The following is a 24,812-nucleotide window of genomic DNA, read 5'->3' on the forward strand; positions in this document are numbered from 1 at the left end:
ATAAATCACAAATAATTAGCGCCTCAACAGGCCGCCAGGTACAGACATGTCATGGCACTTATGCAGGTTGCTGACCAGAGTAAAGGTACTTACAGAGCGTCCTTAACGCGTTGAAAAATGCAGGAATCAGAATAAGTCGCCAAGGTCTTTGGTATAGACCTTCACCGCTTTCTCACCCATGGATTTAAACTGCGCTATCATCCCCACCAGCTTGTGTGCATAGTTCGGATCGGTGGCATAGCCCGCCGCCTGCAAGGCTTTCGCCCCCTGCTCCGGTGTCGCGGCGGTGGTCACTGCGGCATAGCGTGGGTTGTTACCAATGAGCTTGACGTAATCATTCAGCGCCTCGAAATACGAGTCATAAACGCGGAATGTCGCTTTCACTTTTTTCGCCACGCCATTGTCATATTCCGTCGTGGTGATTTCGGTGGTTTTACCCTGCCAGTCACCCGACGCCTTAATGCCAAAAATGTTGTAACTGGGTCGGCCCCCGGCCGTGCGGATCTGACGCTGCCCCCAGCCAGATTCCAGCGCCGCCTGCGCAAGGATCAGATGATGAGGAATCCCGCTTTCCGCGCTGGCCTGCTGGGCCGGTTGTGAAAGTTGAGCAATAAAGTCGCTGCTGTCGCTGCTGAGTGGCACGTCAGATGCGGGCAATCGCGGCACGGCTTTGCGCACCAGCTGTTCCATCGCCAACGGCGGCAGCGTACTGATAAAGTTTTTATCCAGCAGCATCGGCACGGTGCCCGTCTTTTCATCGGGCGCAGTGGCCTGCTCCATCTGTTTGACCATCATGTCGGCCAGACCGAGTCCCTTCGCCGCAATCTGCTGCCCTATCTGCTGATCGTACATTGAGGTATACATACGCGTTTGCTCGGTACTGAGCAGGCCATTCTGCGGCAGCGCATCACGCATGCTTTTCAACATCATCTGTACAAACATTCCTTCCACCTGCTTTGCCACTTCCCGTGCGTGTGCTTTAGGGTCGCTGCTGGCCTGACGTTTCAAGTTGTTCAGTGAGCGGCTGTCATAAGCCGCACCCATCAGAGATTGCGCATCACTCATCAGATTATTTCCAGTTTGGCGTGCAGGCAGCCGGCACTCTGCATGGCCTGCAATATGGACATTAAATCGATAGGGGAAGCACCCAGCGCGTTAAGGGCGCGAACCACGCTGTTCAGATTGGCGCTGGCGTTCACCCGCTGCAGCGAACCGCCGCTCTGGCGCATATCAATTTGCGTTTGTGGCGTTACCACCGTCTGACCACCACCGAACGGCGTGTTGGGCTGACTGACGTTTTGCGACTGATTCACGGTGACCGAAAGGTTACCCTGCGCGATAGCACAGCTACTCAACATCACTTCGTGGTTCATTACTACCGAGCCGGTACGTGAGTTGATAATCACTTTGGCATCCTGAATCGGCACGGAAACATCGATATCCTGGATATCAGCCAACAGACGAACCTGAGAAGTGCCGCTGGCGGACGCCCTCACCTGCACGGTTCGCCCATCCAGCGCCTGAGCGGAACCGTAGCGCGCATTGATCGCATCGGCGATACGCTGGGCCATGCTGAAGTCTTCATCATTCAGAAACAGATTGATAACGTTACCAGTACCGAAGTTATTGGGTAACTCGCGCTCAATGGTTGCTCCACCGGTAATACGCCCACCATTAACCTGATTAACGGTGACGCTACTGCCTCCAGCGGACGCGCCCGCGCCGCCGACCAGAATGTTACCCTGTGCCAGCGCATACACCTGATTATCCACGCCCTTCAGCGGCGTCATCAGCAGCGTGCCGCCGCGCAGGCTTTTGGCATTACCCATTGAAGAAACCACCACATCTATCACCTGGCCCTGGCGACCAAAGGCGGGCAGTTTGGCGGTAACCATCACCGCCGCCACGTTTTTCAGCTGCATATTGGTGCCGCCAGGCACGGTGATCCCCAGCTGCGACAGCATGTTGTTCAAACTTTGAGTAGTGAACGGCGTCTGGGTAGTCTGGTCCCCTGAACCGTCCAGCCCCACCACCAGCCCGTAGCCGATAAGCTGGTTATCCCGTACGCCACCTACCGTGGTCAGATCGCGAATGCGATCAGCCCGGCAATAGCTGCTGACCATTGCCAGCATTAGCAGGGTGAGTTGTAAAATTCTGTACATGTTAACCTCTCAGAATGGTGACAGGTTCAGGAAGAACCGTTGCAGCCAGCCCATCGTCTGTGCCTCATTGATATAACCGTTGCCGATGTATTCAATGCGGGCATCCGCCACCTGGGTCGAAACGACCGTGTTGCTACCGCTAATGGTGCGCGGGTTAACCACACCCGAGAAGCGGATAAATTCGGTACCCTGGTTGATCTCAATTTGTTTTTCACCCACGACTTTCAGATTGCCGTTAGGCAAAACTTGGTTAACGGTCACGGTGATTGTTCCGGTAAAGGTATTGTTGGCGGTTGCGCCGCCTTTACCTGCGAAGGTGTTTTTACCGCTGCCGTCCACGGTGGCCTTGTCACCCCCCAACAGACCGGCCATGGCACCGGGAACCGCGGTGAGCGCTGCGGTTACACTAGCATCGCGTCCGGCTGACGCAGTGGAGCTTTTACTGGCGCTGACGTTTTCCTGCAGGGTAATAGTCAGGGTATCGCCAATGTTACGTGGGCGACGATCCTCAAACAACGGCTGGTAGCCATAGTTCATCGGCATCACGCCCTGAAAAATAGAGCCGTTTACCACCTGTGGCGAAGCAGGCAACGGCTCGGCCGTTGTAGAGCCTTCAACCAGGGGCTTACGGGGGATCAGCGCACAACCGTTAAGCGTCAGGAGCAATGTTGCTACCAACAAACGTCCAGGCATCGAGATTTGCTTCGCCATGGAATCACAACCTTAAATAAAGAAAGTTCTTGTAATTAGCGCCGGGCAAGCCCGGCTTTTTCTGTTACAGCTGGGTCAGTTTGGCCAGCATCTGATCGGAGGTGCTGATTGCTTTACTGTTGATCTCGTAAGCACGCTGAGTCTGGATCATACTGACCAGTTCCTCGGCCACGTTAACGTTAGAGGTTTCCACATAGCCCTGATAGAGCAGACCCGCGCCGTTATTGCCCGGTGCGCTGTCAGTGGGTGCCCCGGATGCCTGAGTTTCCTGGTAGAGGTTCTCACCCATGCTTTCAAGGCCCGCATCGTTAATAAAGGTACTCAACGTCAGCTGCCCCACCTGCACCGCCGCTGTCTGACCCTGCTGAGTGACGCTGACCACGCCGTCACGACCGATGGTCATACTCAGGGCGTTGGCAGGAATGGTAATCGCAGGCTGAACAGGAAAGCCTGCGTTGGTGACCAGCTGGCCATTCTGATCGGTCTGGAAAGAACCATCACGGGTATAGGCCGTCGTGCCGTCAGGCATTTGTACCTGGAAGTAGCCCTGACCGCTGATCGCCACATCTTTCGAGGAGTCGGTTTTGTTCAGGTTGCCCTGGGTGTGCAGGCGCTCGGTGGCCACCGGGCGCGTACCGGTTCCCAGCTGCATCCCCGAAGGTAGGGTCGTTTGCTCCGACGACTGCGCGCCAGGCTGGCGGATAGTCTGGTACATCAGGTCTTCGAATACCGCACGCTGGCGTTTAAAGCCGTTGGTACTGACGTTGGCCAGGTTGTTCGAAATGACGTCCATGTTGGTTTGCTGGGCGTCAAGACCGGTTTTGGCAATCCATAAAGAGCGGATCATAGAATGTTCCTCTGCACTCAGCTCATTGACAGTAGCTGATTTGCACGTTGTTCATTGTCGTCGACGCTGGAGATCACTTTCATTTGCATCTCGAAACGGCGTGCGTTAGCGATCATATCAACCATGGTTTGCGTTGAATTGACGTTACTGCCTTCCAGCACGCCGGGCATGACCTGGACGGTGGGATCGTTTTGTAAAACGGCACCGCGCTGCGCCTGGGCGCTGGCGGTGAGACGGAACAGACCGTCATCACCGCGCGTCACTTCGGTACTGGTGGCTTTGACCAGTTTCAGACGACCCAGCTGGACGGTGGCATTAGGGGCATCGCCTGGATTTAACGCGGTAATAGACCCGTCAGCCGCGATGGTAATCTGCGCCCCTTCCGGTACGGCAATCGGGCCGCCGTCACCCATCACCATGTTGCCCTGTATGGTGAGCTGTCCGTCCGGGTTAATCTCCATGTTACCGTTGCGGGTATAGGCTTCAGTGCCATCCGCCGCCTGCACCGCCAGCCAGCCATCCTGACGTAAGGCAACATCCAGCGGGCGCTCGGTGTAATCCATCGCTCCCGGCGTCATATCGGCACCGGGGGTCGACGCCGTCACCAGCGTACGGGTGGGCAGAGACAGCCCCTGCACCGGCACCGCACGCAGCGCATTAAGCTGCGCACGAAAGCCCGGCGTTGAAGCGTTGGCAAGGTTACTTGCCGTCACTGCCTGCTGATCGAGGGTCTGACTGGCAGCCCCCATTGCGGTATATATCGCGTGATCCATGTGACTCCCCTGTTAGCCAGGTTAACGCAGGTTGACCAAAGTGTTGAGGATCTGGTCCTGTGTCTTAATGGTCTGAGCGTTAGACTGATAGTTACGCTGCGCCACGATCATGTTGACCAGCTCTTTACTCAGGTCGACGTTGGAAGACTCAACCGCCCCCGCGGTCAGAGTACCGAGGTTACCGGTTCCCGCCAGTCCCACCAGGGCCTGACCCGATGATGCCGTTGCTGACCAGACGTTGTTACCTTCTGATTTCAGCCCTTCCGGGTTAGCAAAGTTAGCCAGTGTGATCTGCCCCAAAGTCTGGGTTTGCTCGTTGGAATAGTTGCCGACCACAGTACCGTCATCGTTAATCTGATAGCTGGTCAGATCGCCCGGCTTATAGCCGTTTTGCGTTGGGTTGCCAAAGGTGTCGGTGCCGGTGTTCTGCTGCTGGCTACCGGTCAGATTCAGTGAGAAAGTGCTCGGTGCAGAACCACTCAACGTTGCCATACTTATGGTCTGAGTGACGGTTGACGTCAGTTCACCACTGCTGTTGAAGGTCATATTCCAGCTTCCCGCGCTGGTACCGGTGCTGGAGTCAACAGCCTGCACATTCCAGGTGGTGGTCGGGTTGGTGGCATCGGTCGTGCTATCAGTGGCACCCTTGATAAAGTACAGGTTCATGGTGTGTGCGTTACCTAAAGAGTCGTAAGTGGTCATTGACGCCTTACTGTTATAGGTCTCGGTATTGGTTGAATCGAATGGCGTGGTGGCCGGCACCGTATCCGTCGAGTTCAGGTTAGCAGTGATCGCCGCCGTGGTGGTCGCTTTCGCTGGCATTGCCGTGGTAGGGATACTCAGGGCAACCGGGTTGGCACCGGTTTGCACGGTCGGCGGGGTGCCGGTTGCCGGGTAACCCGTCAGGTTCAGTCCATCAGAGTTAACGATATTACGATTGGCATCCAGCGTGAACTGCCCGTTACGGCTGTAGTAAACCGCACCGCTGGTGTCCGTTAAACGGAAAAAACCGGCCTGGCTGATCGCCACGTCAAGACCACGACTGGTTGACGTAGTGGTGCCGTCGCTGAAGTCCTGGGTTACCGCAGCGACTTTAGTACCCAACCCCACTTTTGAGTCTGCGAACATATCCGCAAAAGAGACTGTGGCGGATTTAAAACCAACTGTGGCGGAGTTGGCAATGTTGTTGCCGATAACGTCAAGATTGCTGGCAGCGGCGTTTAGGCCACTGACGGCCTGGGAAAATGCCATGTGTAGTCTCCTGAAAAATTTTTGTTATTAAAGAATCTGACGAACGTTAGCGACTGTGGAGTTACCCATAGTGCCAAGGTCAAGGATAGCGCCGTCGGTATTGGTGGTGACGCCGTTAACCAGCGCATAGTTCAGCGGTTGGGCGGTTAACTGCCCGGTCGCATTGCTGGCACTGATTGACAGCGTATATTTCCCGTCTGGTGCAGTGGTGCCATCAGTTTCAGTACCATCCCAGGAGAAAGTATGAACGCCCGCGCTGAGTGCACCGAGGTTAATGGTCTGCACTACTTTGCCGGACGAGTCGGTAATGGTGGCGGTGGTTGCTGTGGAAGCCTGCTCAAGACTCAAGCCAAATGGCGTGGTTGAGGTGCTGCCGCTGCTGGTACCGACCAGAATTTGCGCCCCATCAACCATCACGCCCTTGCCCACCAGCGCCGATGCCTGAAGTGACTGGCTGCTGTTGATTTGGCCGGAGATGGAGCCCAGCGTGGTATTCAGCTTTTCAATCCCACTGAGGGTGTTGATTTGCGCAAGCTGGGTGGTTAACTGGCTGTTATCCATCGGATTCGTCGGGTCCTGGTTCTTTAACTGAGTGACCAAAAGCGTCAAAAAGTTACTTTGCAGATTGGCCGCCGTGGTGTCGGTGGTCGACGACGTAGTGGTAATCGCCGTGTTGTCTGTGGATTCATTAACACCTACTGCAATGCTCATCAGGCCGCTCCTTATTGACCCATCGTCAGGGTTTTCATCATCATTTGTTTAACGGTGTTCAACACCTCGACGTTGGCCTGGTAACTGCGTGAAGCGGACATGGTATTGACCGTTTCGCTTACCACATCGACATTAGGCATTTTTACGTAGCCTTTTGCATCTGCCATCGGATTGCCCGGCTCGTAAACCAGTTTTGCCGGAGTAGGATCGTCCACCACCTGCGCAACGCGCACGCCGCCAGTGGCCGAACCAGACTCTGCTGCTGTCTGGAATACCACCTGCTTCGCCACGTAAGGCTGGCCGTCCGGGCCGGTCACGCTGTCAGCGTTCGCCAGATTACTGGCGGCAACGTTGAGACGCTGTGACTGGGCGTTCATCGCGGATCCAGCGATATCAAAGATACTCATCAGTGCCATAACTTATTACCCCTGTAGCACAGACATCATACTCTTGATCTGACCGGTGATAACGGTCAGGTCTGTCTGGTATTTCAAGCTGTTATCCGCAAACTGTGTACGCTCACGGTCCATATCGACGGTGTTACCGTCCGCTGACGGCTGATAGGGTACCCGGTACATCAGGTCCATCGATGCCGCCTGAGAGGCCTCCGCAGGAATATGGCGATCGGACGTGACCGCCAGTTGCAGGCCCGAACCCTGCGACCGTCCTTGTTCCATCACCTTGTTGAGCTGGCTGACGAAATCAATATCACGTGCCTGGTAGCCCGGCGTGTCGGCATTAGCAATATTTGACGCCAGAATCTCCTGCCGCTGGGCGCGCAGGTTCAACGCTTCGGTGTTGAACCGCAGTGCAGCGTCGAGTTTGTCGAGCATGCTTCCTCCGCATAGTGAATATTCTGAGTTGACAGCATAATCGCGGGAGGCAAACGGCTATCGAAGGAATAGCGCTAAAAAGCGTCGCTAATTTGCGCCTTGACCTCTTACCCCTGCGAGTAGAATCGATGTCATCTGATAAACAGGGCTAATACAATGAGTGGGTTAACGTTGCTGTTCGCCGGGCTACTGTGCCTGGCTACTCTGCCAGCCAGTGCTGCCTCACTGACCGCACAGCTGAATCAATTTTTTAAAGCACGCTATGGGGAAAGCAGCCAGCCAGCCGATACCCTTATGGTGGTGGTGAAAACGCCAAAGACGCAGTGGCCCACCTGCGAAACACCCCGGTTTTCATTGCCAGGAAATAGCCGAGTATGGGGCACCATGAGCGTGGCAGCCAACTGCGAGCAGAATCGCCGCTATCTGCAGGTTGAAGTGCAGGTAACCGGCAGCTATGTTGTAGCCGCTCGCCAGATCACGCGCGGTACAACCATTACCGCCGATGATCTAAAAATTGAACGAGGCCGTCTGGATACCCTGCCTGCACGCACGGTGATGAGCACAAAGGCAGTGACCGAGGCAGTGACGCTGCGTGACATTACGCCGGGACAGCCACTCACACTCATGATGGTTCGACAGCCATGGAGGGTTAAAGCGGGTCAGAACGTAACGGTCATTGCCCGTGGCGACGGCTTTAACGTCTCCAGTGAAGGACGTGCAATGAACAATGCCACGGCGACACAATCCGTGCGGGTCCGTATGAGTTCAGGTCAGATTGTCAGTGGAAAAGTGGCTGCGGATGGGAATATTCTTATAACGTTATAAAGGTCTAAAGATAGACCCAGTTCTGCCGATAGAATAATTAACAAACGCAATATACTTATTCGACAGGCCGACAGTTTGCCTGAGCTTACAGGAGTCAGATATGAGCATTGACAGAACTCAACCGTTGAACCCAGCCAGTACCGTGCAGAGTCGTGATACGTCAGATACGGCTGCACCGAAAGCGCGACAGGCTGAGACGACAAAAGCGACCAGCACCCCCACGGCCTCTCAGGTTGTGTTAAGCGACGCACAGTCACAACTGACCAAATCCAGCGCCCAGGACATTAACACCGAGCGCGTGGAGCAGTTAAAAACAGCCATCCGTAATGGTGGCCTGAAGATGGACACCGGTAAAATCGCCGATGCGCTGATTCAGCAGGCAAAAGATTCTTTAGAAGGTAACTGAGTAGATGAACAAGCTGCTGACCACGCTCGATAAGATGCTTGAAGTGCTGGCAAGTCTGGCGGACGTAATGGCCTCTGAGCAGCAACAGCTGTCAGGGGGGCAGATTAACAGCAGCTTACTGCAACGGATTACCGAGGATAAAAGTTCGCTTCTAGCCACGCTCAATTTTCTTGAACAGATGCGTCGCGATAATGAGAAAGATGCGGGTTTTCACGCACCTTACAGCCGCCATTCTGAACTCTCCCGTCGCTGGTCTGATATTCAGGAAAAGACCATAAGACTGCGCGATACCAATTTACATAATGGCTTGTTGCTCAGTCATCAGATCAGCTTTACCGATGGTGCGCTGGAAGTGCTACGTCCTCATCATACGCAAAAGTTCTATGGCCCGGATGGCCAGGCGACATCCAGCGCGTTTATTAATCGTAAAGTGTAAATGGCCTGAGCGTTGTAAAAAAACAGACCAATGCGCATGACCTTCGTTATTGACGTGTGTAATAAATACACAAACAGTAAATTTGATGATGCTTTGTAAGACCACAGTGCAGGGACAGAAAATCGTCAATTTTTTAGCCGAGCCTGTAATTTAAATTGTGTATCTGCCTGTTTTTGATATCTTCATTTCGATAACGGAGACAGGTAATTATGGACGAAAAAAGACTCAAAGCCCTTGCGGCTGAACTGGCTAAGGGGCTGAAAACCGAAGCCGATCTCAACCAGTTTTCCCGCATGCTGACGAAGCTTACAGTTGAAACTGCGCTCAATGCTGAGCTGACTGACCACATCGGACACGAAAAGAACGCACCCAAAACAGGCTCAAATACCCGCAATGGTTATTCGTCAAAAACGTTGTTGTGCGACGATGGTGAGATTGAAATCAGTACACCACGTGATCGTGAAAGCACCTTCGAACCTCAGCTTATTAAGAAAAATCAGACACGTATTACGCAGATGGACAGTCAGATCCTGTCGTTGTATGCAAAAGGCATGACCACCCGGGAGATTGTCGCCACCTTCAAAGAAATGTACGATGCGGACGTCTCACCCACGCTGATATCGAAAGTCACTGATGCGGTGAAAGAGCAGGTATCTGAGTGGCAAAACCGTCCGCTGGATGCTCTGTATCCCATTGTTTATCTTGACTGTATTGTCGTAAAAGTTCGCCACAGTGGCACTGTAATTAACAAAGCCGTATTCCTTGCTCTGGGTATTAACACCGAAGGCCAGAAAGAATTACTGGGCATGTGGCTCGCAGAAAATGAAGGTGCGAAGTTCTGGCTCAGCGTGCTGACTGAGCTGAAGAATCGAGGTCTCCAGGATATCCTGATTGCCTGCGTGGATGGCCTTAAGGGCTTTCCGGATGCGATAAACAGCGTGTACCCGCAGACGCATATCCAGTTGTGCATTATTCACATGGTACGCAACAGCCTGAAATACGTGTCATGGAAGGACTATAAAGCCGTTACTGGCGGTCTGAAAGCGGTTTATCAGGCTCCGACAGAAGCAGCAGCGCTGATGGCCCTGGATAAGTTCGCTGATGTCTGGGACGACAAATATCCGCAAATCAGCAAAAGCTGGCGTGCACACTGGGAAAATCTCAATACGTTCTTTGGTTATCCACCAGATATACGTAAGGCTATCTACACCACGAATGCCATCGAGTCGCTGAACAGCGTTATCCGGGCAGCGATAAAGAAACGCAAAGTGTTCCCGACAGATGACTCAGTGCGCAAGGTGATATATCTGGCAATCCAGTCGGCCTCGAAAAAATGGAGTATGCCGATCCAGAACTGGCGGCTGGCAATGAGTCGCTTTATTATCGAGTTTGGTGACCGCCTGAGCGATCACCTTTAATACGGTGGCAGATACACAGAATTATTTACAGGGTCTTTTAGCCCGTAAACCGGCCATCGCGATCATAATGACCTGTCCTGCTTGATCGTCCTTCTCTTCATTCCCCGCTATTTACACAACAGGTTATTTCTTCATCTTCTTATTATACAATGTTTCTTATTTTCAGCCACGGCGCAGCTCTTTATCTTTGAGCTAAAATGGTGAGCCCTGTAAACCACTACATTACTACACTACACCTGGCGATATCGCCCGAAGCATCTTTCGGCCACTGAAGATAAAACCTTTCTTTTTATCTAAGAACCTGTCCCAAAAGGCGTCATCGTATAATGCATCCCGGTCATATCTGAGGGCAAAGTATGGCAGGCGGTAAAGGGAAGATTAGCGATGAACTCCGGGACAAAATGGCCCCGCTTATCCCGGAACACAAAACCCGCCATCCTCCGGGTACGCGCCGAAAACGTGTTGATAATCTGGCCGCAATGAACGCCATTTTCTTCGTCCCCAGAACAGCCTGTCAGTGGAATGCACTCAATACCACAGGGATAGGTTCATCAGGCTCTGCGCACCGGCGCTTCCGGGAACGGAGAGACGCAGGTGTCTTCGGGCGTTTCTGGCAGAACGGATTACTGGCCTGTGAACACCCGGACGGCACGGACTGCTCATGGTTGTCGGTGGATGGCGGTATGACAACATCACCGCTGCCCAGGACAAAAAAACAGGACGCAACACCACGGACACAGGGAAACAGGGCGTAAAGCCCAGTCTGATGACAGATACCGGAGGGCTTCCTCTGCCACGGGTCGTCGCAGCAGCAGACAGGCATGACATCAAACTGGTGGCGGACACACCCGGTGCTCTTCAGACGGGGCGTCCGGGGGCAAAAACTCAGACTCTGCCCGGAAAAAGGCGACGAAGCGCCCGGGCTGAAAACAGACCGGTTAAGTAGTCGTGACGAGCCTTATATCCCGCCCCGTAAAGAGGAATGAGATGCCAGTAAAACCACGAACTTCAGTGCCTGTCACCGGGAGGAGGCAAGCCGGATGAACCGGTTTCGCCGGGTCCTGGCCCGACGGGAAAAGACGTCTGAGAATGACGGGGCCCTGTTGCATTTTTCCTGTGGTCTTATTGTCTGGAATAAAGCCCTGTTGAGACAGGCTCTTATTCATACTATTAATCTATGGAACCGAAAGAGGCCGCAGGACCAAGCGAAGATAATGATAGCAACAAACCTTAGCGACAATAAAGTTATTAAAAGATTGCCTTCCAGTCCCGCTGCCCTGGCCTTCTGGGACAAGGATTTTGCAGATAGCAGCAACAGGTTTCGCCTGGTTAAAACACCCGAAAAGGGGCAGGACGTTTATCAAATTGTTCATGCACAAGCTAATTAGGTCGTTGCCAGCGTTCCCCCTGAAAGAAATTCGGCATTCGTGCGTTTACAACAAAGTCAATTGCGGGATGAGCAGCACTGGTATTTCATCAACCAGCGTCAGGTGGGATATGTTATTGCAAATTACAGAAACCCAAACTTTGTTATGGATGTGCCGAATTCCGAAGTCCAAAAGGGAAGAGCCATACAGCTTTATCTTCGCAGTCAAACAAACGCTCAACGATTTCTACCGGAATACACCAGGGGGCCGCAAGACCAGAGTGTCCATCAATTAAGAACGACATTTGCTGTAGATAGAGTTATAACCGCAACCGGATATGACTCAACACTCGTTGTCGGAGATAAAAACAACACTGACCGCAAACAGAAGTTCCGTTTCATCAGGACTCCTGAGAAAGGCTTTAACGTTTATCAAATTATTTACTTTGCCAATAATCAAATTATTGCCTGGAATGTGCCTGGAGGCATACAGGTGTTCCGTCACCAAAATGAATGGAAAGATGAACATTACTGGCTTTTGGAACGCCAGGGTGAGGCAGCTATATTACTTCAAATTACAGAGATCCTGAGAGGTTTATCGGTGTATCCCATGCCACAATCCTTAACACTAATCACATTCAGCTTTTTTACGGAATCAGAATGCAGTACAGCGGTCCAGGCTCGAATAATCTAAGGGCTGCCTGTGGCAGCCTGCAGAACATTCAACGTGGTCAGTGATTTTATTCTCACGCCACCGGGAATTTAGCGACTTATCTATGGCAGAAATCAAGAGTCTATTCCACCGTGGTGCGTGAAAAGTCACGTACCCGGAATCCCAGCAGGGCCAGTACGGCGAAATATACCGCGCCGCCCACGGCGCACACGACCGCCAGACGCATTAACCGCCATAGCATACTGCCCTGCGCCCAGTCCGGCATAAACCATAACAGCCCGAGCAGCGCTGCCGCCATTACTGCTACCGCAAGCCCAAGGCGCAAAAGGAAACTGAACCAGCCTGGCTGTGGCTGGAAGATGTTTTGCTTACGAAGTTGCCAGAACAGCATCAACGCATTCAGGCAGGCCGCCAGACCAATAGAAAGTGACAGGCCGGCATGTTTGAGCGGGCCAATAAACACCAGATTCATCAGCTGGGTCATCAACAGCGTAAAAATAGCGATCCTGACCGGCGTTTTAATGTCCTGACGGGAATAGAACCCCGGCGCGAGGATCTTCACCACAATCAGTCCTACCAGTCCAACGGAATAAGCCACCAGCGCGCGCTGTGTCATCGCCGCATGAAAAGCGGTAAATTTACCGTACTGAAACAGTGAAACTACCAGTGGTTTTGACAGTATCCCCAACGCTACCGCGCTCGGCAGCGCCAGCAGGAAACTCAGGCGCAGGCCCCAGTCCATCAGACGGTTATATTCCGCATGATTGCCGCTGGCAAAGCTTTTGGCCAGCGCGGGTAAAAGGATAGTCCCCAGCGCGACGCCCAGCACGCCTGAGGGGAACTCCATCAGACGATCGGCGTAGTACATCCAGGAAACTGAACCTGAAACCAGGAATGACGCAAAAATAGTATTGATGATCAGCGAGATCTGACTCACCGACACACCGAGGATCGCAGGCCCCATCTGGCGCATTACCCGCCATACTCCCGCATCCTTGAGGTTAATACGTGGTAGCACCAGCATGCCAATTCTCTTCAAATGGGGTAACTGGTAAAACAGCTGCAGTCCCCCCCCCACCACCACCGCCCATGCCAGCGCCATCACCGAAGGATGAAAGTAGGGTGCCGCAAAGAGTGCGAAACCAATCATGCTGATGTTGAGCAACGTAGGGGCGAAAGCCGGAACGGAGAATCGGTTCCATGTGTTAAGAATAGCCCCGGTCAGCGACGCCAGCGAGATCAGCAAAATATAAGGAAAGGTGACCCGCAGCAGTGAAGAGGTCAGTGCGAATTTATCAGCCGTATCACTAAACCCCGGCGCTGTCAGCATAATCACCCATGGTGCCACGACGATACCTGCCAGGGTGATGACTGCCAGCACCAGCGTCAGCAGGCCGGAGACATAGGAGACAAACACCCGTGTCGCCTCTTCTCCCTGCTTACTTTTGTATTCTGCCAGAATGGGGACGAAAGCCTGAGAAAACGCGCCTTCCGCAAAAATTCGCCGCAGTAAATTGGGCAGTTTGAAAGCCACAAAGAAGGCATCCGTTGCCATCCCTGCGCCAAAAACTCGTGCCACGATGGCATCACGTGCAAATCCCAGCACGCGAGAAAACAGGGTCATTGAGCTGACCGCTGCCAGCGATTTTAACAGGTTCATGCGTTTCCTGATTTTTACGGGAATGTGGGGTCAATCCGGGTCATTGTCTGAACCGGGGTGCCGTTCGGCAACCGGCACAGTCTACTGATAATGCAGGAAATCACCAATCCGGATTGTTACAGTGTTATTCCTGATGGCTCGTGGAGCACTGTTTTTCCACGATGTGTGGGGCGGCAGGTGCCTCATCACCCGGGGTTTGCGGCATAGTCTGATTTTTGACGCCGTTGATACCGCGCAGACAGCAAATCCACACTGTTCCGGGGTCTTCTGCCCGTTTTCCGCCGCGCCGATAATCGGCCATTCTGCTGTTGCTTGCTAAAATCATATTGTTTTTCAAGCTGCCACTGTGTGCCGTTTCACGCTGAGGACTTGCACAGGGTTGCATGCTGGTTGTTTTGCGGGGACAAGGTGCCCCAATAAAGCACATTTTTTCCGAGGTCATTGGTCAGCACCATACCACTCTGTGACGCATCACGACCGCCGCCCAGCCAGAACAGGATATCAATTCATTTACCGGCTGATTGTGAAAAACCGATCCGTCGCTGTCGCGGCGGTGCTTCTGTTCGTTATAAAACAGGCTGCGCAAGGTAGTTTAACGTTGCAGTTTACACACCGGTTAACAGTAACCGTCAGTTTGTGGCCCCCGACACGAGTACCGCGTCAGCTCGGGCGGATGAGTGGCCAGAAGCTTATGGGCTACCCTTATGTCAGTGTAAGCAGTTTCTGGTATTGACTGAATAATACAGGGTGGCGTTGTGCATAACGACCGCCTCGCGGTTGAGAGCCAACGCGTCGCGCAGGGAAATAAGGCCGCTTTCGTACATCAGAAGGGTTTACTGTTCGCCGGCCAACAACACAGGTTCGACCTACCAGTCGTCGATTCAAGTGACGACGGGTAGTTACGGCTTTTGAACAACACTGCCCAGCCCGGCTGACTTTATCGCCAGTATTGAGCATATTGTTATACAGGATTCAGGATACCCGGCTTTGCAGTGCCGCAACCTGCTGTTTTAACGTCTGCATTTCTCGCTCCAGTTCGTTAATCCTGGCGGCCAGGTCGCTTTCATCCGCAGGGAGCATACTGTCGGTAAGCAGGGTTTCTGTTGTTTCACTGCCAAACAAATGCATATAGCGACTTTCGCGCTTACCCGGCTCACGCGCCAGCTGCACCACGAAGGGACCATCCTCCCGTGTTGCCAGCCTTTTCAGACTCTGTTCCACGTCAGCGACATCCGTAAATTCATGTAACCGGGCGCAACGGATCCTCAGCTCACCGGGCGTTTGTGCACCACGTAGCAACAGGGTGCACACCAGTGCCAGGTCGCCCGACGTCAGTTTTAACTGACCAAATTCCGTATTGCAAAAGCGATGTTCATATTTAATCACCCGATTACCCGCGCCACTGTTTGATTACAGGCCGTCACCACACCGTTCAGCGACATTGGGTATTGTTCAGGGGTGGTGACCTGCTTTTCCAGCAGGCAACCGATAACTCGTGCCTGAACGGTAGCACGCCTGCGGCGTGAGCTCGTCTGCTGCGCAGCCGAAGTCCTTTCCACCCTCATCGCCGTATTTTATACTGTCTTTCATGTACATACCGCGACCTGCAAAGCTCCTGTTCCAGCACGATGACGGCTGGGAGCGCTTCCTTGATAAGAATGGCCATCAGCTCAGCGACTGGACCAAACTCTCTGTCGAGCGCATGCTTGCCTGCGGGACCTGCGCCATGGGCGTTCGCCGCTATTGCTGCAGTTCCCCTGACTGTACCCACTCGCGCTTTCTCTGCCAGAGCTGCAAGTCCAAGGCCTGCAGCAGCTGCGGCCTCAAGGGCACCGAGCAATGGATCGCCGGGCAGCAGCACATCCTGCCCGACTGCGACTGGCAGCACATCACCTTCACCATGCCGCACTTACTGTGGCCGTTCTTCAATAACAACTGGCCGCTGCTCAACGACCTTTTTCGCTGCGCCACCCGCGCCATGCTCAGGCACGCGCGCAAGCTGGGTATTGAAGTCGGTATTTTCTGCGCCCTGCACACCTACGGACGCCAGCTCAATCAGCATCCGCACATCCACGTCTCCATTACCCGCGGTGGCCTCGACGTCAGACACGGCGTCTGGCGCGATCTGTTCTTCAAAAAACAGCAGGTTGAAGTTATCTGGCGCGGTGCCGTTATCCGCCTGCTGCGTGACAGCTACGATCGAGTCAATCCCGGCAAGCTGCCCAACCTCGGGCATATCCGCGATGAGAAACAGTGGAAACGCTACCTGCAGGCGCAATATCAGCGCCACTGGAAGGTCCACTTCGCCAAAAAGACCCGCGGGGCCGGGCGCAGCGTAAAATACCTGGGCCGATACCTGAAACGGCCGCCGGTCGCGGCTTCGCAGTTGCGCCATTACCGCGGCGGCTCGGTGGTGCACCAGTACTACGACCACAACACGCAGCAGCACAAACGTCAGAAACTAAGCCAGGAGGAGATGCTGTGGCGTTACATCAGCCACATCCCGTCCCGACACTTTAAAATGGTGCGTTACTACGGTTTTCTGGCCAACCGGAAACGCGGCACGCTACTGCCAAAGGTCTACGAAGCGCTGGAGATGACACCGCGTGAGAAACCGCAGAAGCCGGGTTTCGCGGTGCTGATGAAAGCCTTCCTGGGTACCGACCCGTACCAGTGCATCCTGTGCAAGGGCCGGCTGCGTTTTGCCGGCGCTGTGGCGGGCGATCACGCTACAAAAATGCTCTCTGACAGGCTGTATCAGATGGCGAAAAAACGATGGCTTCAGACCCCGGACTTGGAAAAGTGCGCCTGAAAAATGGGTTTTAGATGAAAAACACAGCAAACACAGTGTTTTTGCGCATTATCCTGCGACAGCCATCCCCATATGGGGAATTCCTTCGCCATGGTTCATGGTTAGGAAACTCAAAAAGGGTCGATTGAGTTTCCTAACCATCAAGGGCAGAAAGCGCTATTTTCGTCAGAATGTTTATCCACGTCGTTCGGGTTGCCACGCTGGCGAGGTGAGCACTGTCAGCACATGATCCTGCCATTGCCCGTCAATCAACAGATAGTCTTTGGCGTAGCCCTCTTTCTCAAACCCAAGCCGGGCCAGAAGATTGCCGCTGCGCTGATTGTGCGGCATGTAATTTGCCATAATTCGGTGCATACGCTGCTGGCGCTGCATATAGCGGATCGCTGACTGTAGCGCTTCAAACATCATCCCTTGTCCCTGCCATTTCTCAGCCAGCGAATAGCCGAGGTAGCAAGCATGGAAGGACCCGCGCACCACGTTGCTGAAATTCGCCACGCCGCGTATCTCAGTTTCATTCGGGTCCAGTAACACAAAATAGTAGGCGCTGCCTTGTTTATGCATTTCGCTAATCAGTCCAAGACGGACCTGCCAGCCAGAAGGATAGCCGTGGCTGTCGTCCCGAACAGGCTCCCACTGTTTCAGAAATGCACGATTCTCAGCATAGTAATCCGCTAAACGCCAGGCATCATGTTCACAGACCAGACGAACCACCAGCCGATCGGTTGTCAGGCGGGCTTTCGGTACTGCGGAACGATAGCCAAACATCTTCTCTCCGGGATCCTTTGGGCAAATATAAAAAACGACGTTATGCACGCCGTATCCTGTGATTCCAGTAAACGATTATAACTCGCCCTGCTCTTACCTGTGAAATAATCTGTTATATCAAAGCAGCAGCGACATAAAGTCATCTGAAAGCGCCGGTAACTTATTATTACCGTTGAAAAATACGTGATGATCTTACTCTGAGTGGTAATTCTGGTGACTCTTAGCAGAATATCGGGCAAGCTATTGTTTTCGGTCTGGGAGGGTTCAGACCTGTTGAGATGATGAGGACTACCATGAAAACATTTTTCGCCGGGCTGAGTGCCCTGCTGTTAGTGGGATTATTGGGCGGCTGTAATCAACTGACGAAATATACGATCAGCGAACAGGAAGTCAATCAAGCGCTGGCAAAACACAATGACTATGAGAAGCAGATCGGCGTATCCGGGCTGGTAGGTGCGCATATCGTGTTGAGCGATCTCAACAGTCAGATTGGCCGCGAAGAACCCAATAAAGTTACGCTGACCGGTAATGCGAAGGTGAATATTACTTCTTTGTTTGGCCCACAGGATGCCGATATGGAGCTGACCATGAAGGCGCAGCCGGTGTTTAACAAAGAACAGGGCGCTATCTATTTACAGGATTTGGAACTGGTTGATGTAAAGGTCCAACCTGAAAAAATGCAGGGAGTTCTGAAAACCCTGACGCCCTACCTTAACCAATCACTGAAAGAGTATTTTAATCAGAAGCCCGCTTATGTTTTAAGCGCTGACCGCAGTAAAGCCGAGTCACTGGCTAAACGGTTCGCTAAAGGTCTTGAAGTTCAACCCGGTAAACTGGTGATCCCTTTTACCGACTAAAAGTGACAGGTGCGCTCGTTGACAGCAGACAGAGCGCGCCTTTATGACTTTTTAACACCCCCCTGAATAAAGCAGGTGCAAACCTGCCGCTTTGTGCTTATGCTTTGACCCCGGCCCACTTTGCCACACCGTTTCCCTTCTGCCGGAGCCTGTTTATGACTGCTACCCCCCAGGAACTGCTGATCCGTCGCCCCGATGACTGGCATATTCATCTGCGTGATGATGACATGTTGCACACCGTGCTTCCTTTTACCAGCGAGGTCTCTGGTCGCGCCATTGTGATGCCAAATCTGGTTCCGCCTGTTACCAGTGTGGCGGCGGCCATTGCCTACCGCGAGCGAATTATGGCTGCCGTGCCAGCCGGGCACCGCTTTACCCCACTAATGACCTGTTATCTGACCGATTCGCTGGGTGCAGCCGAGGTGGAAAAAGGGTTTACTGAAGGCGTCTTTACCGCTGCCAAGCTATATCCTGCTCATGCCACCACTAACTCCAGCCACGGCGTAACCAATATTGCTGACATTGCTCAGGTGCTTGAACGAATGCAAAACATCGGCATGCCGCTGTTGATTCACGGTGAAATGACTGACGCACATATTGATATTTTCGATCGTGAAGCCCGTTTTATCGACACGGTTATGGAACCACTACGTAAACAGTATCCCAAACTAAAAGTGGTGTTTGAGCATATCACCACCAAAGAAGCCGCCGCTTATGTGATGGAGGGTAATCGTTTTATCGCCGCCACCATTACCCCACAACATCTTATGTTCAATCGCAATCATATGCTGGTTGGGGGGATTCGCCCGCACCTCTATTGCCTGCCCATTCTTAAACGTAATGTCCATCAGGAAGCCTTGCGTAATGCGGTGGCCAGCGGCAATGCACGTTTCTTCCTCGGTACCGATACCGCCCCGCATCTTCGCCATCGCAAGGAGGCAAGCTGTGGCTGCGCAGGGGTGTTCAATGCCCCGACGTCGCTACCCGCCTATGCCACGGTATTTGAGGAAATCGGTGCACTGCAACATTTTGAGGCTTTCTGCTCGCTAAACGGCCCGCGCTTTTATGGTCTGCCGCTCAATGAAGGCACACTCAGGCTGGTAAAGCAACCGTGGACCGTGCCGCAGAGTATCAAATTCGGCAATGACGCACTCGTGCCCTTTCTCGCAGGTGAAACCTTAAACTGGCAGGTAGTACGTTAAGCCTGAATAACAGTCCGCCTCTGTATAGCACGGCTGGCTGCCTCTCAGGAGGCAGCCACAACCTGAGAAAACTGAATAAGGTGTTCTTACAGGATTAAAACTAAAAATAATAAGGCAGAACCAAACCGTTAATAACCACATGAGTGGGTTCCAGTCGGTAATAAAAAAGTTACCTCCAGAAATATAACTGTATAAAAATGGGTCTTCCCCGGGCATGGTGGGAGACTCATAACGCCATGTTTAACCTGCAGTAATGGAACCTGCCCGCCACCTTGAAGCGCTCTTTGTTCCGGTGTCCTCCCGGCTTGATCCTCAGCAGCCTTATCTTACTGTTCAGTGATTCTGTGTTGCCGTTTGATACCCGATGTTTCATCGCATTCAGTATCCCATAAAGCCGTTTGTGTAACGTCCGGGCGGTGCTGGTCAGCAGAGGAACTCCCACATCTTTTGCCATCGCCATCCATTCCTGCCACAGCTGTCTGCTATTTGCTGTCTTTGTCGTACCACCGGTTCCGGAGTTCCCGCGCCAGTTCTTTCATTGCCCGGCAGCGACGGGTATCAGGCAGTACCATCTGTGCAGACTCCAGCTGACGCTTATGGCGGCCGTACAGCCATAGATAACGAGAACGATGTGCGCTTTTTCGCGCCTGTAACAGGATGGTTTTTATCCCCACCTGCCGCGTTTTATCCACGACGGCACAGTGCATTTTTGTCACATGGACGTGATCGAAGGCCATTTTCTCCACTGCGTTGGGCAGGTGGATGCAGGCAGCGCTGATATACGCCGGGTTCATATCCATCGACAGGGTTTTGATTGACGCTATCTGACGATAGCCCAGGGTTCTGTGATAACCCGACAGGCTTTCAACTCCGCGATCATCCGTTATCGCCAGAGCCTGTCCTTGTATATCAGAGATAACCGTGACGTACTTATGGCCCTTTTTAAAAGCAACTTCGTCAACACAGAGATGACGTGCCGATTGCGGCGCTTTTCGACGGGCAAGTCCGCGTTTTACCGCGCGCTGCATGGTGTTATCGACAGCCTTCCATTTCAGCCTAAGTTGCTTTCTGACCGCATCCACTGTGCTGATTTTTAGCCATGAGATAACGAACAACTCGAACAGTAATGTGTACCGGCTTCCGGGTCCTGTCCGGGGAACGGGCAGAGTCTGACAGCCATGTTCCGGGCACATAATGTGTGGAACATCGGCTTCAACTAATGTGGCGAACTGGCAGGTATCAGGGTGACGCCATTTACGGTGTCGGTGGTCGTGAACAGGACAGGATTTACCGCATGTTGGACAGGTTAACTGAGTGTTTTCAGCGATCCCAACAGTGACAGAACCAGTATTTTCACCGAGAGAAAGAGACTTTACCTGCCACGGAGCGGACAGGTTGACAATATGAGCGTCGAGGGACTTTTCGTCGATGGCAGTAACCTCTGGCGGTTAAATACACCATTATCATGCCCTCAGCCACCACAATAAGGGAAGACCCTTATTTTTACAGTATCCTATTTGGAGGCTTTTATGCGTGTTGAAGCCACTGCAGCAAAAATCTCACCCCTTCCAACCGGTGCTATCAATGTACTGACCGCAGCATTGAGTAAGCGAATTAATCAGCAGTTTCCCGAATCCATTCACCGCGTATCCGTTCGCTATGCTGCCGCCAATAATCTGACAGTGATGGGAGCTAATCATGTAGTGAAAAACCGTGTCACCGAGATTTTGCAGGACACCTGGGAAAGCGCGGATGACTGGCTCGTCGTCGACTGACTCTCACCTTTTTCTGTTGCTTGCCGGATTTCGCCGTCCGGCCTTTTTTATTTCTGACACTATAGCCATCAAATGTTGCCCTATGATACTCAGGCAATAAATGGTCACGGCAGAAATAATACTGTGTTCGCGTTTCGCGGACGCTTGTTATCGGCAGTTAATCAAATAAGCAGCAATTAAAAGTTTATTCCCCCGCGATAAAAATTTCACTGTGCGCGAATCTAAAAAACCCTGTTATAATTAGTTTGCTCTGAAAAAAAGGCCGCATTGAACCTCGATAAATCTCTTCGTTGTATTTACATATACGAATTATAAAGGGGGTTATAATGGACAGAAACAAAGACGTTATCCAGACACATCCCCTCATTGGCTGGGATATTAGTACCGTAGATAGCTACGATGCCATGATGATCCGCCTGCACTCGCTCTCTTCCAACGAGATGCAGGCTGATGAAGCTGAAGTTGGCCAGACCTACTGGTTAACTACGGATGTGGCCCGACAATTTATCTCTATCCTCGAAGCGGGCATTGCAAAGATTGAAGCAACCGATTACCAGGATCGTGATTATCGTAAACATTGATTTTTTTATTTCCCTTTAGCAAGGCACTCTTTCAGGAGTGCCTTTTTTAATTGTAACGCAGTTTGCTATCCTGCACCCCTGATTGAACAGAAAAGGATTCGGGCTGAGATGGTGTATGACTTAATAGTGGCCGGCAGTGGTTCTGTCGGCGCAGCAGCCGGATGGTATGCCAGCCGGGCAGGCCTGAAGGTACTGATGATTGACCGTGGGCATCCGCCTCATCGCGAAGGCAGCCATCACGGCGAATCGCGCCTGATCCGCCATGCATACGGCGAAGGTGCTGCTTACGTACCAATGGTGCTGAGAGCGCAAAAACTGTGGGATGAACTGGAAACCCAGTGTGGTGAACGCATAATGCAGCGCAGTGGCGTGGTGAATATCGCTCCTGAGACCTCGGAATTTATTACCAACATTCGTCAGAGCGCCTTGGCGTTCTCCCTGCCCGTTGAATTAATGTCCCAAACTGATATGGTCACGCGTTGGCCCCAGCTTGACATCCCGGAGGGGTACGCGGGCGTTTTTGAAGCCGGCGCTGGTTATCTCAGGTCCGACCTGGCCGTCCGTCACCTGATTAGGCTGGCGCGGGAAAGCGGTGCCGCCCAGTTATTTAATTGTAGCGTGGATTTTCTGGCAGAAAAAGATGGACTGCAACAGGTAGAGACTGCAGAGGGAACTTTCTACGGTCGTAAGCTGCTGATAAGCTGCGGCACCTGGGTAAAAACGTTGCTTCCGGCGTTGCCGATTGCTCCGGTGAGAAAAGTTTTTGCCTGGCACCAGGCTGATGGTCGCTACAGCGAAAACAATCGCTTTCCGGCATTTACCGTAGAAACGCCGGATGGCAGCCATTATTACGGATTTCCGGCAGAGAATAACGCCATCAAGATTGGCAAACACGACGGCGGTCAGTCTATTGCTTCTCCGCAGCAGCGCACACCTTTCGGCAGCGAGGCGGAAGATGGTCGCGAGATGTTTGCTTTCCTTCGCCAGTTTCTACCAGGCGTGGGCGTTTGTCTGCACGGTGAAGCATGCAGCTATGACAATACGACTGATAACAATTTTATTATCGACATACTGCCCGGCTCGCCAGACCGGCTGTTAATTAGCGGATTGAGCGGTCACGGTTTTAAATTTGCCACCGTACTGGGTGAAATTGCCGCTTATTTCGCGCAGGAGAAATCAGCCGACTTTGATTTATCACCGTTCTCGTTATCCCGATTTTGATTAATTAACTACGGCTCTTTTCAGAGTTGTAGTTAATTAACGTTCAGTTCAGTACTTAATATTGCGGAATAATCTGAGTGAGAATAACTTAATTGGCCAACTCAATGCTGGCAGGTGTTTTTCTTTGCTGATGCAAACGCAGTTTTTTAATCAAACGATGCGCTTTCGTCTGACTTGATATCGCAGAGGCAGAACCCGTAAGCGGTTTTCCGGCAGTCTCACGAGCGTAAAGGCCGTAATAACGCCGATAATACCGGCTGCCATCAGATAGCAGGCATAAGCAGGTTGCCAGTTTTTTCTACCAGTCAGGCCGTTACCAGCGGCGTGATCCCGCCCAAAAGGGGAAGGGAAACGGAAAGATTAAAATCCATAGCCAGCGTGCTGTAACAAATATCTGTCGCAAAGAGCGCGGCTGTGTGGCAGGCATCGAGCCAGTGAAACAGGTATGAATTGCCACCAGGACGACGACCAAGGCGATCGTTCCAGTGGCCCCATAGCAGCGTCAGTGGCATCATGACAAACATTATCACCAGAATCAGCAACAGACTGCTCATTTCTCACTCAAACCCAGTATGCCAGTGAGGCAATTCGACATATAAGAGATCAGCATGTAATTGGAAACATTGAATAACAGTACCAACACGATGCCATTTGAGCATTTGCGCCCGATACCTACCGAGCATCTGTAACAGGCTCAGGCGAGGCTTGCTGTGCTCCAGCGCCTCCTTTTTCTGCATGTGTTTCTGAAAGGCCAGCGTTTCTTCTAGCTTCAGGCGGATATACAATTCGAACAAACCGAGCGGTGCGGCAATAAAGAAAGGTATATGCCATCCCCAGTCAAGCAGTGTGGCTTCCGGCGTTGCAGCAGTAAGAACGGTAACCAGCAGGGCACCAGGGAAGTATCCACCCAGGGTTCCGAATTCCAGGAAACTCCCCACAAAACCACAGCGGTTATCAGTGGAATATTCCGCAATAAAGGTCGCAGCGCCCCGTATTCACCGCCAGTGGAAAAACTCTGCACCAATCGCGCCAGCAGCAGTACGGGTGCGAAAATTCCGATGGTGTTGTAATCAGGAATCAGTCCAATACAAAAAGTTCCCACCGCCATCATGATCATGTTGATCGCCAATACTTTCTGGCGGCCAATTTTGTCACCAAGAGTGCCAAACACCAGCCCCCACCAGGGGCGAACCAGGAATGCAGCGGCAAAGACGTGCTTAAGCATATCACCATCAACAATGGTGATATCGTCCACGGTAAGCTGTGATGGTTTTTTATGCCAGAAATGGAGCTTTTTCGATGTAGATGATTATTCTGAGGCAATGCCCATGCTGTCCCCTTCAATAGCGGAATGAATGAAACAGTGTTATAGCTTTCGTTGCCGGGTGTAAGAAGATCACGGGAATTAAAGCTAATAAGGCAGCAGATAATTACAATAAAGTGACGCAGGATCATGCTTTACAATTACTTGCTTTAAACGACAAACCATTTCCATCAAATTTGTGACACATATCGCCAATTTAAGTT

23 protein-coding genes and 4 pseudogenes are annotated in these 24,812 nt (G+C 52.4%); 12 read left to right on the forward strand and 15 right to left on the reverse strand.

Annotation, left to right across the window (positions count from 1 at the left end; genetic code table 11):
- Positions 1-126 precede the first annotated feature (126 nt).
- The 9 genes from flgJ to flgB form a co-directional block, all read right to left on the reverse strand.
- Positions 127-1,065, reverse strand: a complete 939-nt coding sequence (flgJ, locus tag LU633_RS14850) for a flagellar assembly peptidoglycan hydrolase FlgJ (protein ID WP_016189522.1) — start codon at positions 1,063-1,065, stop codon at positions 127-129.
- Complete coding sequence (locus LU633_RS14855; protein WP_016189523.1) at positions 1,065-2,162, reverse strand: flagellar basal body P-ring protein FlgI; 1,098 nt, start codon at positions 2,160-2,162, stop codon at positions 1,065-1,067. Before LU633_RS14855 ends, flgJ begins: the two co-directional genes overlap by 1 nt.
- A 9-nt stretch (positions 2,163-2,171) precedes the next feature.
- A complete protein-coding gene (locus LU633_RS14860) occupies positions 2,172-2,873 on the reverse strand; it encodes a flagellar basal body L-ring protein FlgH (protein WP_016189524.1) in 702 nt (233 codons plus the stop codon).
- A 64-nt stretch (positions 2,874-2,937) separates the two neighbouring features.
- Positions 2,938-3,720: a flagellar basal-body rod protein FlgG gene (gene flgG / locus LU633_RS14865; RefSeq protein WP_016189525.1), complete on the reverse strand. Its 783-nt coding sequence runs from the start codon at positions 3,718-3,720 to the stop codon at positions 2,938-2,940.
- Between the two features lie 17 nt (positions 3,721-3,737).
- Positions 3,738-4,493 carry a flagellar basal body rod protein FlgF gene (locus tag LU633_RS14870; protein WP_016189526.1) on the reverse strand — a complete coding sequence of 252 codons (756 nt, stop codon included), beginning with the start codon at positions 4,491-4,493 and terminating at the stop codon, positions 3,738-3,740.
- A 21-nt stretch (positions 4,494-4,514) separates the two neighbouring features.
- Positions 4,515-5,744, reverse strand: coding sequence for a flagellar hook protein FlgE (gene flgE, locus LU633_RS14875; protein ID WP_016189527.1), 1,230 nt, complete (start codon positions 5,742-5,744; stop codon positions 4,515-4,517).
- A gap of 27 nt (positions 5,745-5,771) precedes the next feature.
- On the reverse strand, positions 5,772-6,455 hold the full coding sequence (gene flgD / locus LU633_RS14880) for a flagellar hook assembly protein FlgD (protein WP_016189528.1): 684 nt from the start codon (positions 6,453-6,455) through the stop codon (positions 5,772-5,774).
- A gap of 11 nt (positions 6,456-6,466) precedes the next feature.
- Complete coding sequence (gene flgC / locus LU633_RS14885; RefSeq protein WP_016189529.1) at positions 6,467-6,871, reverse strand: flagellar basal body rod protein FlgC; 405 nt, start codon at positions 6,869-6,871, stop codon at positions 6,467-6,469.
- A 6-nt stretch (positions 6,872-6,877) separates the two neighbouring features.
- Complete coding sequence (gene flgB / locus LU633_RS14890; RefSeq protein WP_016189530.1) at positions 6,878-7,288, reverse strand: flagellar basal body rod protein FlgB; 411 nt, start codon at positions 7,286-7,288, stop codon at positions 6,878-6,880.
- A gap of 156 nt (positions 7,289-7,444) precedes the next feature.
- Here flgB and flgA point away from each other — a divergent pair, with 156 nt between their 5' ends.
- The 6 genes and pseudogenes from flgA to LU633_RS14920 all read left to right on the forward strand — a co-directional run bounded on the left by flgA (position 7,445) and on the right by LU633_RS14920 (position 12,433).
- A complete protein-coding gene (flgA, locus tag LU633_RS14895) occupies positions 7,445-8,113 on the forward strand; it encodes a flagellar basal body P-ring formation chaperone FlgA (protein ID WP_016189531.1) in 669 nt (222 codons plus the stop codon).
- 100 nt (positions 8,114-8,213) lie between these two features.
- Positions 8,214-8,519, forward strand: a complete 306-nt coding sequence (gene flgM / locus LU633_RS14900; protein ID WP_016189532.1) for a flagellar biosynthesis anti-sigma factor FlgM — start codon at positions 8,214-8,216, stop codon at positions 8,517-8,519.
- A gap of 4 nt (positions 8,520-8,523) precedes the next feature.
- Positions 8,524-8,955, forward strand: coding sequence for a flagellar export chaperone FlgN (gene flgN / locus LU633_RS14905; protein ID WP_016189533.1), 432 nt, complete (start codon positions 8,524-8,526; stop codon positions 8,953-8,955).
- 209 nt (positions 8,956-9,164) lie between these two features.
- On the forward strand, positions 9,165-10,373 hold the full coding sequence (locus LU633_RS14910) for an IS256 family transposase (protein WP_046371917.1): 1,209 nt from the start codon (positions 9,165-9,167) through the stop codon (positions 10,371-10,373).
- Positions 10,374-10,729: 356 nt separating this feature from the next.
- Positions 10,730-11,524 (forward strand): annotated as a pseudogene (locus LU633_RS14915) (IS5 family transposase); the annotation flags it as partial.
- A 276-nt stretch (positions 11,525-11,800) separates the two neighbouring features.
- The gene (locus tag LU633_RS14920) at positions 11,801-12,433 is read left to right on the forward strand and encodes an RICIN domain-containing protein (RefSeq protein ID WP_016189537.1); all 633 of its coding nucleotides are present in this window, start codon (positions 11,801-11,803) and stop codon (positions 12,431-12,433) included.
- 100 nt (positions 12,434-12,533) lie between these two features.
- Here the strand turns inward: LU633_RS14920 and murJ are convergent, their stop codons facing one another.
- The 3 genes and pseudogenes from murJ to LU633_RS14935 all read right to left on the reverse strand — a co-directional run bounded on the left by murJ (position 12,534) and on the right by LU633_RS14935 (position 15,637).
- Complete coding sequence (murJ, locus tag LU633_RS14925) at positions 12,534-14,072, reverse strand: murein biosynthesis integral membrane protein MurJ (protein ID WP_016189538.1); 1,539 nt, start codon at positions 14,070-14,072, stop codon at positions 12,534-12,536.
- Between the two features lie 124 nt (positions 14,073-14,196).
- Positions 14,197-14,397: a hypothetical protein gene (locus tag LU633_RS14930; RefSeq protein WP_152664170.1), complete on the reverse strand. Its 201-nt coding sequence runs from the start codon at positions 14,395-14,397 to the stop codon at positions 14,197-14,199.
- Between the two features lie 647 nt (positions 14,398-15,044).
- Positions 15,045-15,637 (reverse strand): annotated as a pseudogene (locus tag LU633_RS14935) (DUF480 domain-containing protein).
- A 23-nt stretch (positions 15,638-15,660) separates the two neighbouring features.
- Here LU633_RS14935 and LU633_RS14940 point away from each other — a divergent pair.
- Entirely contained in the window at positions 15,661-16,884 is a 1,224-nt protein-coding gene (locus LU633_RS14940; protein ID WP_046371918.1) for an IS91 family transposase, read from the forward strand.
- A 174-nt stretch (positions 16,885-17,058) separates the two neighbouring features.
- Here the strand turns inward: LU633_RS14940 and rimJ are convergent, their stop codons facing one another.
- Positions 17,059-17,649: a ribosomal protein S5-alanine N-acetyltransferase gene (gene rimJ / locus LU633_RS14945; RefSeq protein ID WP_016189542.1), complete on the reverse strand. Its 591-nt coding sequence runs from the start codon at positions 17,647-17,649 to the stop codon at positions 17,059-17,061.
- 293 nt (positions 17,650-17,942) lie between these two features.
- Here rimJ and LU633_RS14950 point away from each other — a divergent pair, with 293 nt between their 5' ends.
- Entirely contained in the window at positions 17,943-18,506 is a 564-nt protein-coding gene (locus tag LU633_RS14950; protein WP_016189543.1) for a lipoprotein, read from the forward strand.
- A gap of 155 nt (positions 18,507-18,661) precedes the next feature.
- Positions 18,662-19,708, forward strand: a complete 1,047-nt coding sequence (gene pyrC / locus LU633_RS14955) for a dihydroorotase (RefSeq protein WP_016189544.1) — start codon at positions 18,662-18,664, stop codon at positions 19,706-19,708.
- Positions 19,709-19,934: 226 nt separating this feature from the next.
- Here the strand turns inward: pyrC and LU633_RS14960 are convergent.
- A pseudogene (locus LU633_RS14960) lies at positions 19,935-21,138 on the reverse strand (ISL3 family transposase).
- Positions 21,139-21,237: 99 nt separating this feature from the next.
- Between LU633_RS14960 and dinI the strand changes: the two are divergent.
- The 3 genes from dinI to solA all read left to right on the forward strand — a co-directional run bounded on the left by dinI (position 21,238) and on the right by solA (position 23,285).
- Positions 21,238-21,483 (forward strand): DNA damage-inducible protein I, encoded by a 246-nt coding sequence (gene dinI / locus LU633_RS14965; RefSeq protein WP_016189547.1) that lies wholly within the window; start codon positions 21,238-21,240, stop codon positions 21,481-21,483.
- A gap of 326 nt (positions 21,484-21,809) precedes the next feature.
- Entirely contained in the window at positions 21,810-22,064 is a 255-nt protein-coding gene (gene bssS, locus LU633_RS14970) for a biofilm formation regulator BssS (protein ID WP_016189548.1), read from the forward strand.
- A 108-nt stretch (positions 22,065-22,172) separates the two neighbouring features.
- The gene (gene solA, locus LU633_RS14975; RefSeq protein WP_016189549.1) at positions 22,173-23,285 is read left to right on the forward strand and encodes an N-methyl-L-tryptophan oxidase; all 1,113 of its coding nucleotides are present in this window, start codon (positions 22,173-22,175) and stop codon (positions 23,283-23,285) included.
- An 88-nt stretch (positions 23,286-23,373) separates the two neighbouring features.
- On the opposite strand, the pseudogene LU633_RS14980 reads toward solA, so the two are convergent.
- Positions 23,374-24,594, reverse strand: a pseudogene (locus LU633_RS14980) (MFS transporter); the annotation flags it as partial.
- Between the last annotated feature and the right edge of the window lie 218 nt (positions 24,595-24,812).

Source organism: Erwinia tracheiphila (assembly GCF_021365465.1).
Lineage (GTDB): Bacteria > Pseudomonadota > Gammaproteobacteria > Enterobacterales > Enterobacteriaceae > Erwinia > Erwinia tracheiphila.

Bases quoted from the DNA above. Each gene is read 5' to 3' on its own strand.
- flgJ (WP_016189522.1), bottom strand. From the start codon at position 1,065: ATGAGTGATGCGCAATCTCTGATGGGTGCGGCTTATGACAGCCGCTCA.
- LU633_RS14855 (WP_016189523.1), bottom strand. From the start codon at position 2,162: ATGTACAGAATTTTACAACTCACCCTGCTAATGCTGGCAATGGTCAGC.
- LU633_RS14860 (WP_016189524.1), bottom strand. From the start codon at position 2,873: ATGGCGAAGCAAATCTCGATGCCTGGACGTTTGTTGGTAGCAACATTG.
- flgG (WP_016189525.1), bottom strand. From the start codon at position 3,720: ATGATCCGCTCTTTATGGATTGCCAAAACCGGTCTTGACGCCCAGCAA.
- LU633_RS14870 (WP_016189526.1), bottom strand. From the start codon at position 4,493: ATGGATCACGCGATATATACCGCAATGGGGGCTGCCAGTCAGACCCTC.
- flgE (WP_016189527.1), bottom strand. From the start codon at position 5,744: ATGGCATTTTCCCAGGCCGTCAGTGGCCTAAACGCCGCTGCCAGCAAT.
- flgD (WP_016189528.1), bottom strand. From the start codon at position 6,455: ATGAGCATTGCAGTAGGTGTTAATGAATCCACAGACAACACGGCGATT.
- flgC (WP_016189529.1), bottom strand. From the start codon at position 6,871: ATGGCACTGATGAGTATCTTTGATATCGCTGGATCCGCGATGAACGCC.
- flgB (WP_016189530.1), bottom strand. From the start codon at position 7,288: ATGCTCGACAAACTCGACGCTGCACTGCGGTTCAACACCGAAGCGTTG.
- flgA (WP_016189531.1), top strand. From the start codon at position 7,445: ATGAGTGGGTTAACGTTGCTGTTCGCCGGGCTACTGTGCCTGGCTACT.
- flgM (WP_016189532.1), top strand. From the start codon at position 8,214: ATGAGCATTGACAGAACTCAACCGTTGAACCCAGCCAGTACCGTGCAG.
- flgN (WP_016189533.1), top strand. From the start codon at position 8,524: ATGAACAAGCTGCTGACCACGCTCGATAAGATGCTTGAAGTGCTGGCA.
- LU633_RS14910 (WP_046371917.1), top strand. From the start codon at position 9,165: ATGGACGAAAAAAGACTCAAAGCCCTTGCGGCTGAACTGGCTAAGGGG.
- murJ (WP_016189538.1), bottom strand. From the start codon at position 14,072: ATGAACCTGTTAAAATCGCTGGCAGCGGTCAGCTCAATGACCCTGTTT.
- LU633_RS14930 (WP_152664170.1), bottom strand. From the start codon at position 14,397: ATGATTTTAGCAAGCAACAGCAGAATGGCCGATTATCGGCGCGGCGGA.
- LU633_RS14940 (WP_046371918.1), top strand. From the start codon at position 15,661: ATGTACATACCGCGACCTGCAAAGCTCCTGTTCCAGCACGATGACGGC.
- rimJ (WP_016189542.1), bottom strand. From the start codon at position 17,649: ATGTTTGGCTATCGTTCCGCAGTACCGAAAGCCCGCCTGACAACCGAT.
- LU633_RS14950 (WP_016189543.1), top strand. From the start codon at position 17,943: ATGAAAACATTTTTCGCCGGGCTGAGTGCCCTGCTGTTAGTGGGATTA.
- pyrC (WP_016189544.1), top strand. From the start codon at position 18,662: ATGACTGCTACCCCCCAGGAACTGCTGATCCGTCGCCCCGATGACTGG.
- dinI (WP_016189547.1), top strand. From the start codon at position 21,238: ATGCGTGTTGAAGCCACTGCAGCAAAAATCTCACCCCTTCCAACCGGT.
- bssS (WP_016189548.1), top strand. From the start codon at position 21,810: ATGGACAGAAACAAAGACGTTATCCAGACACATCCCCTCATTGGCTGG.
- solA (WP_016189549.1), top strand. From the start codon at position 22,173: ATGGTGTATGACTTAATAGTGGCCGGCAGTGGTTCTGTCGGCGCAGCA.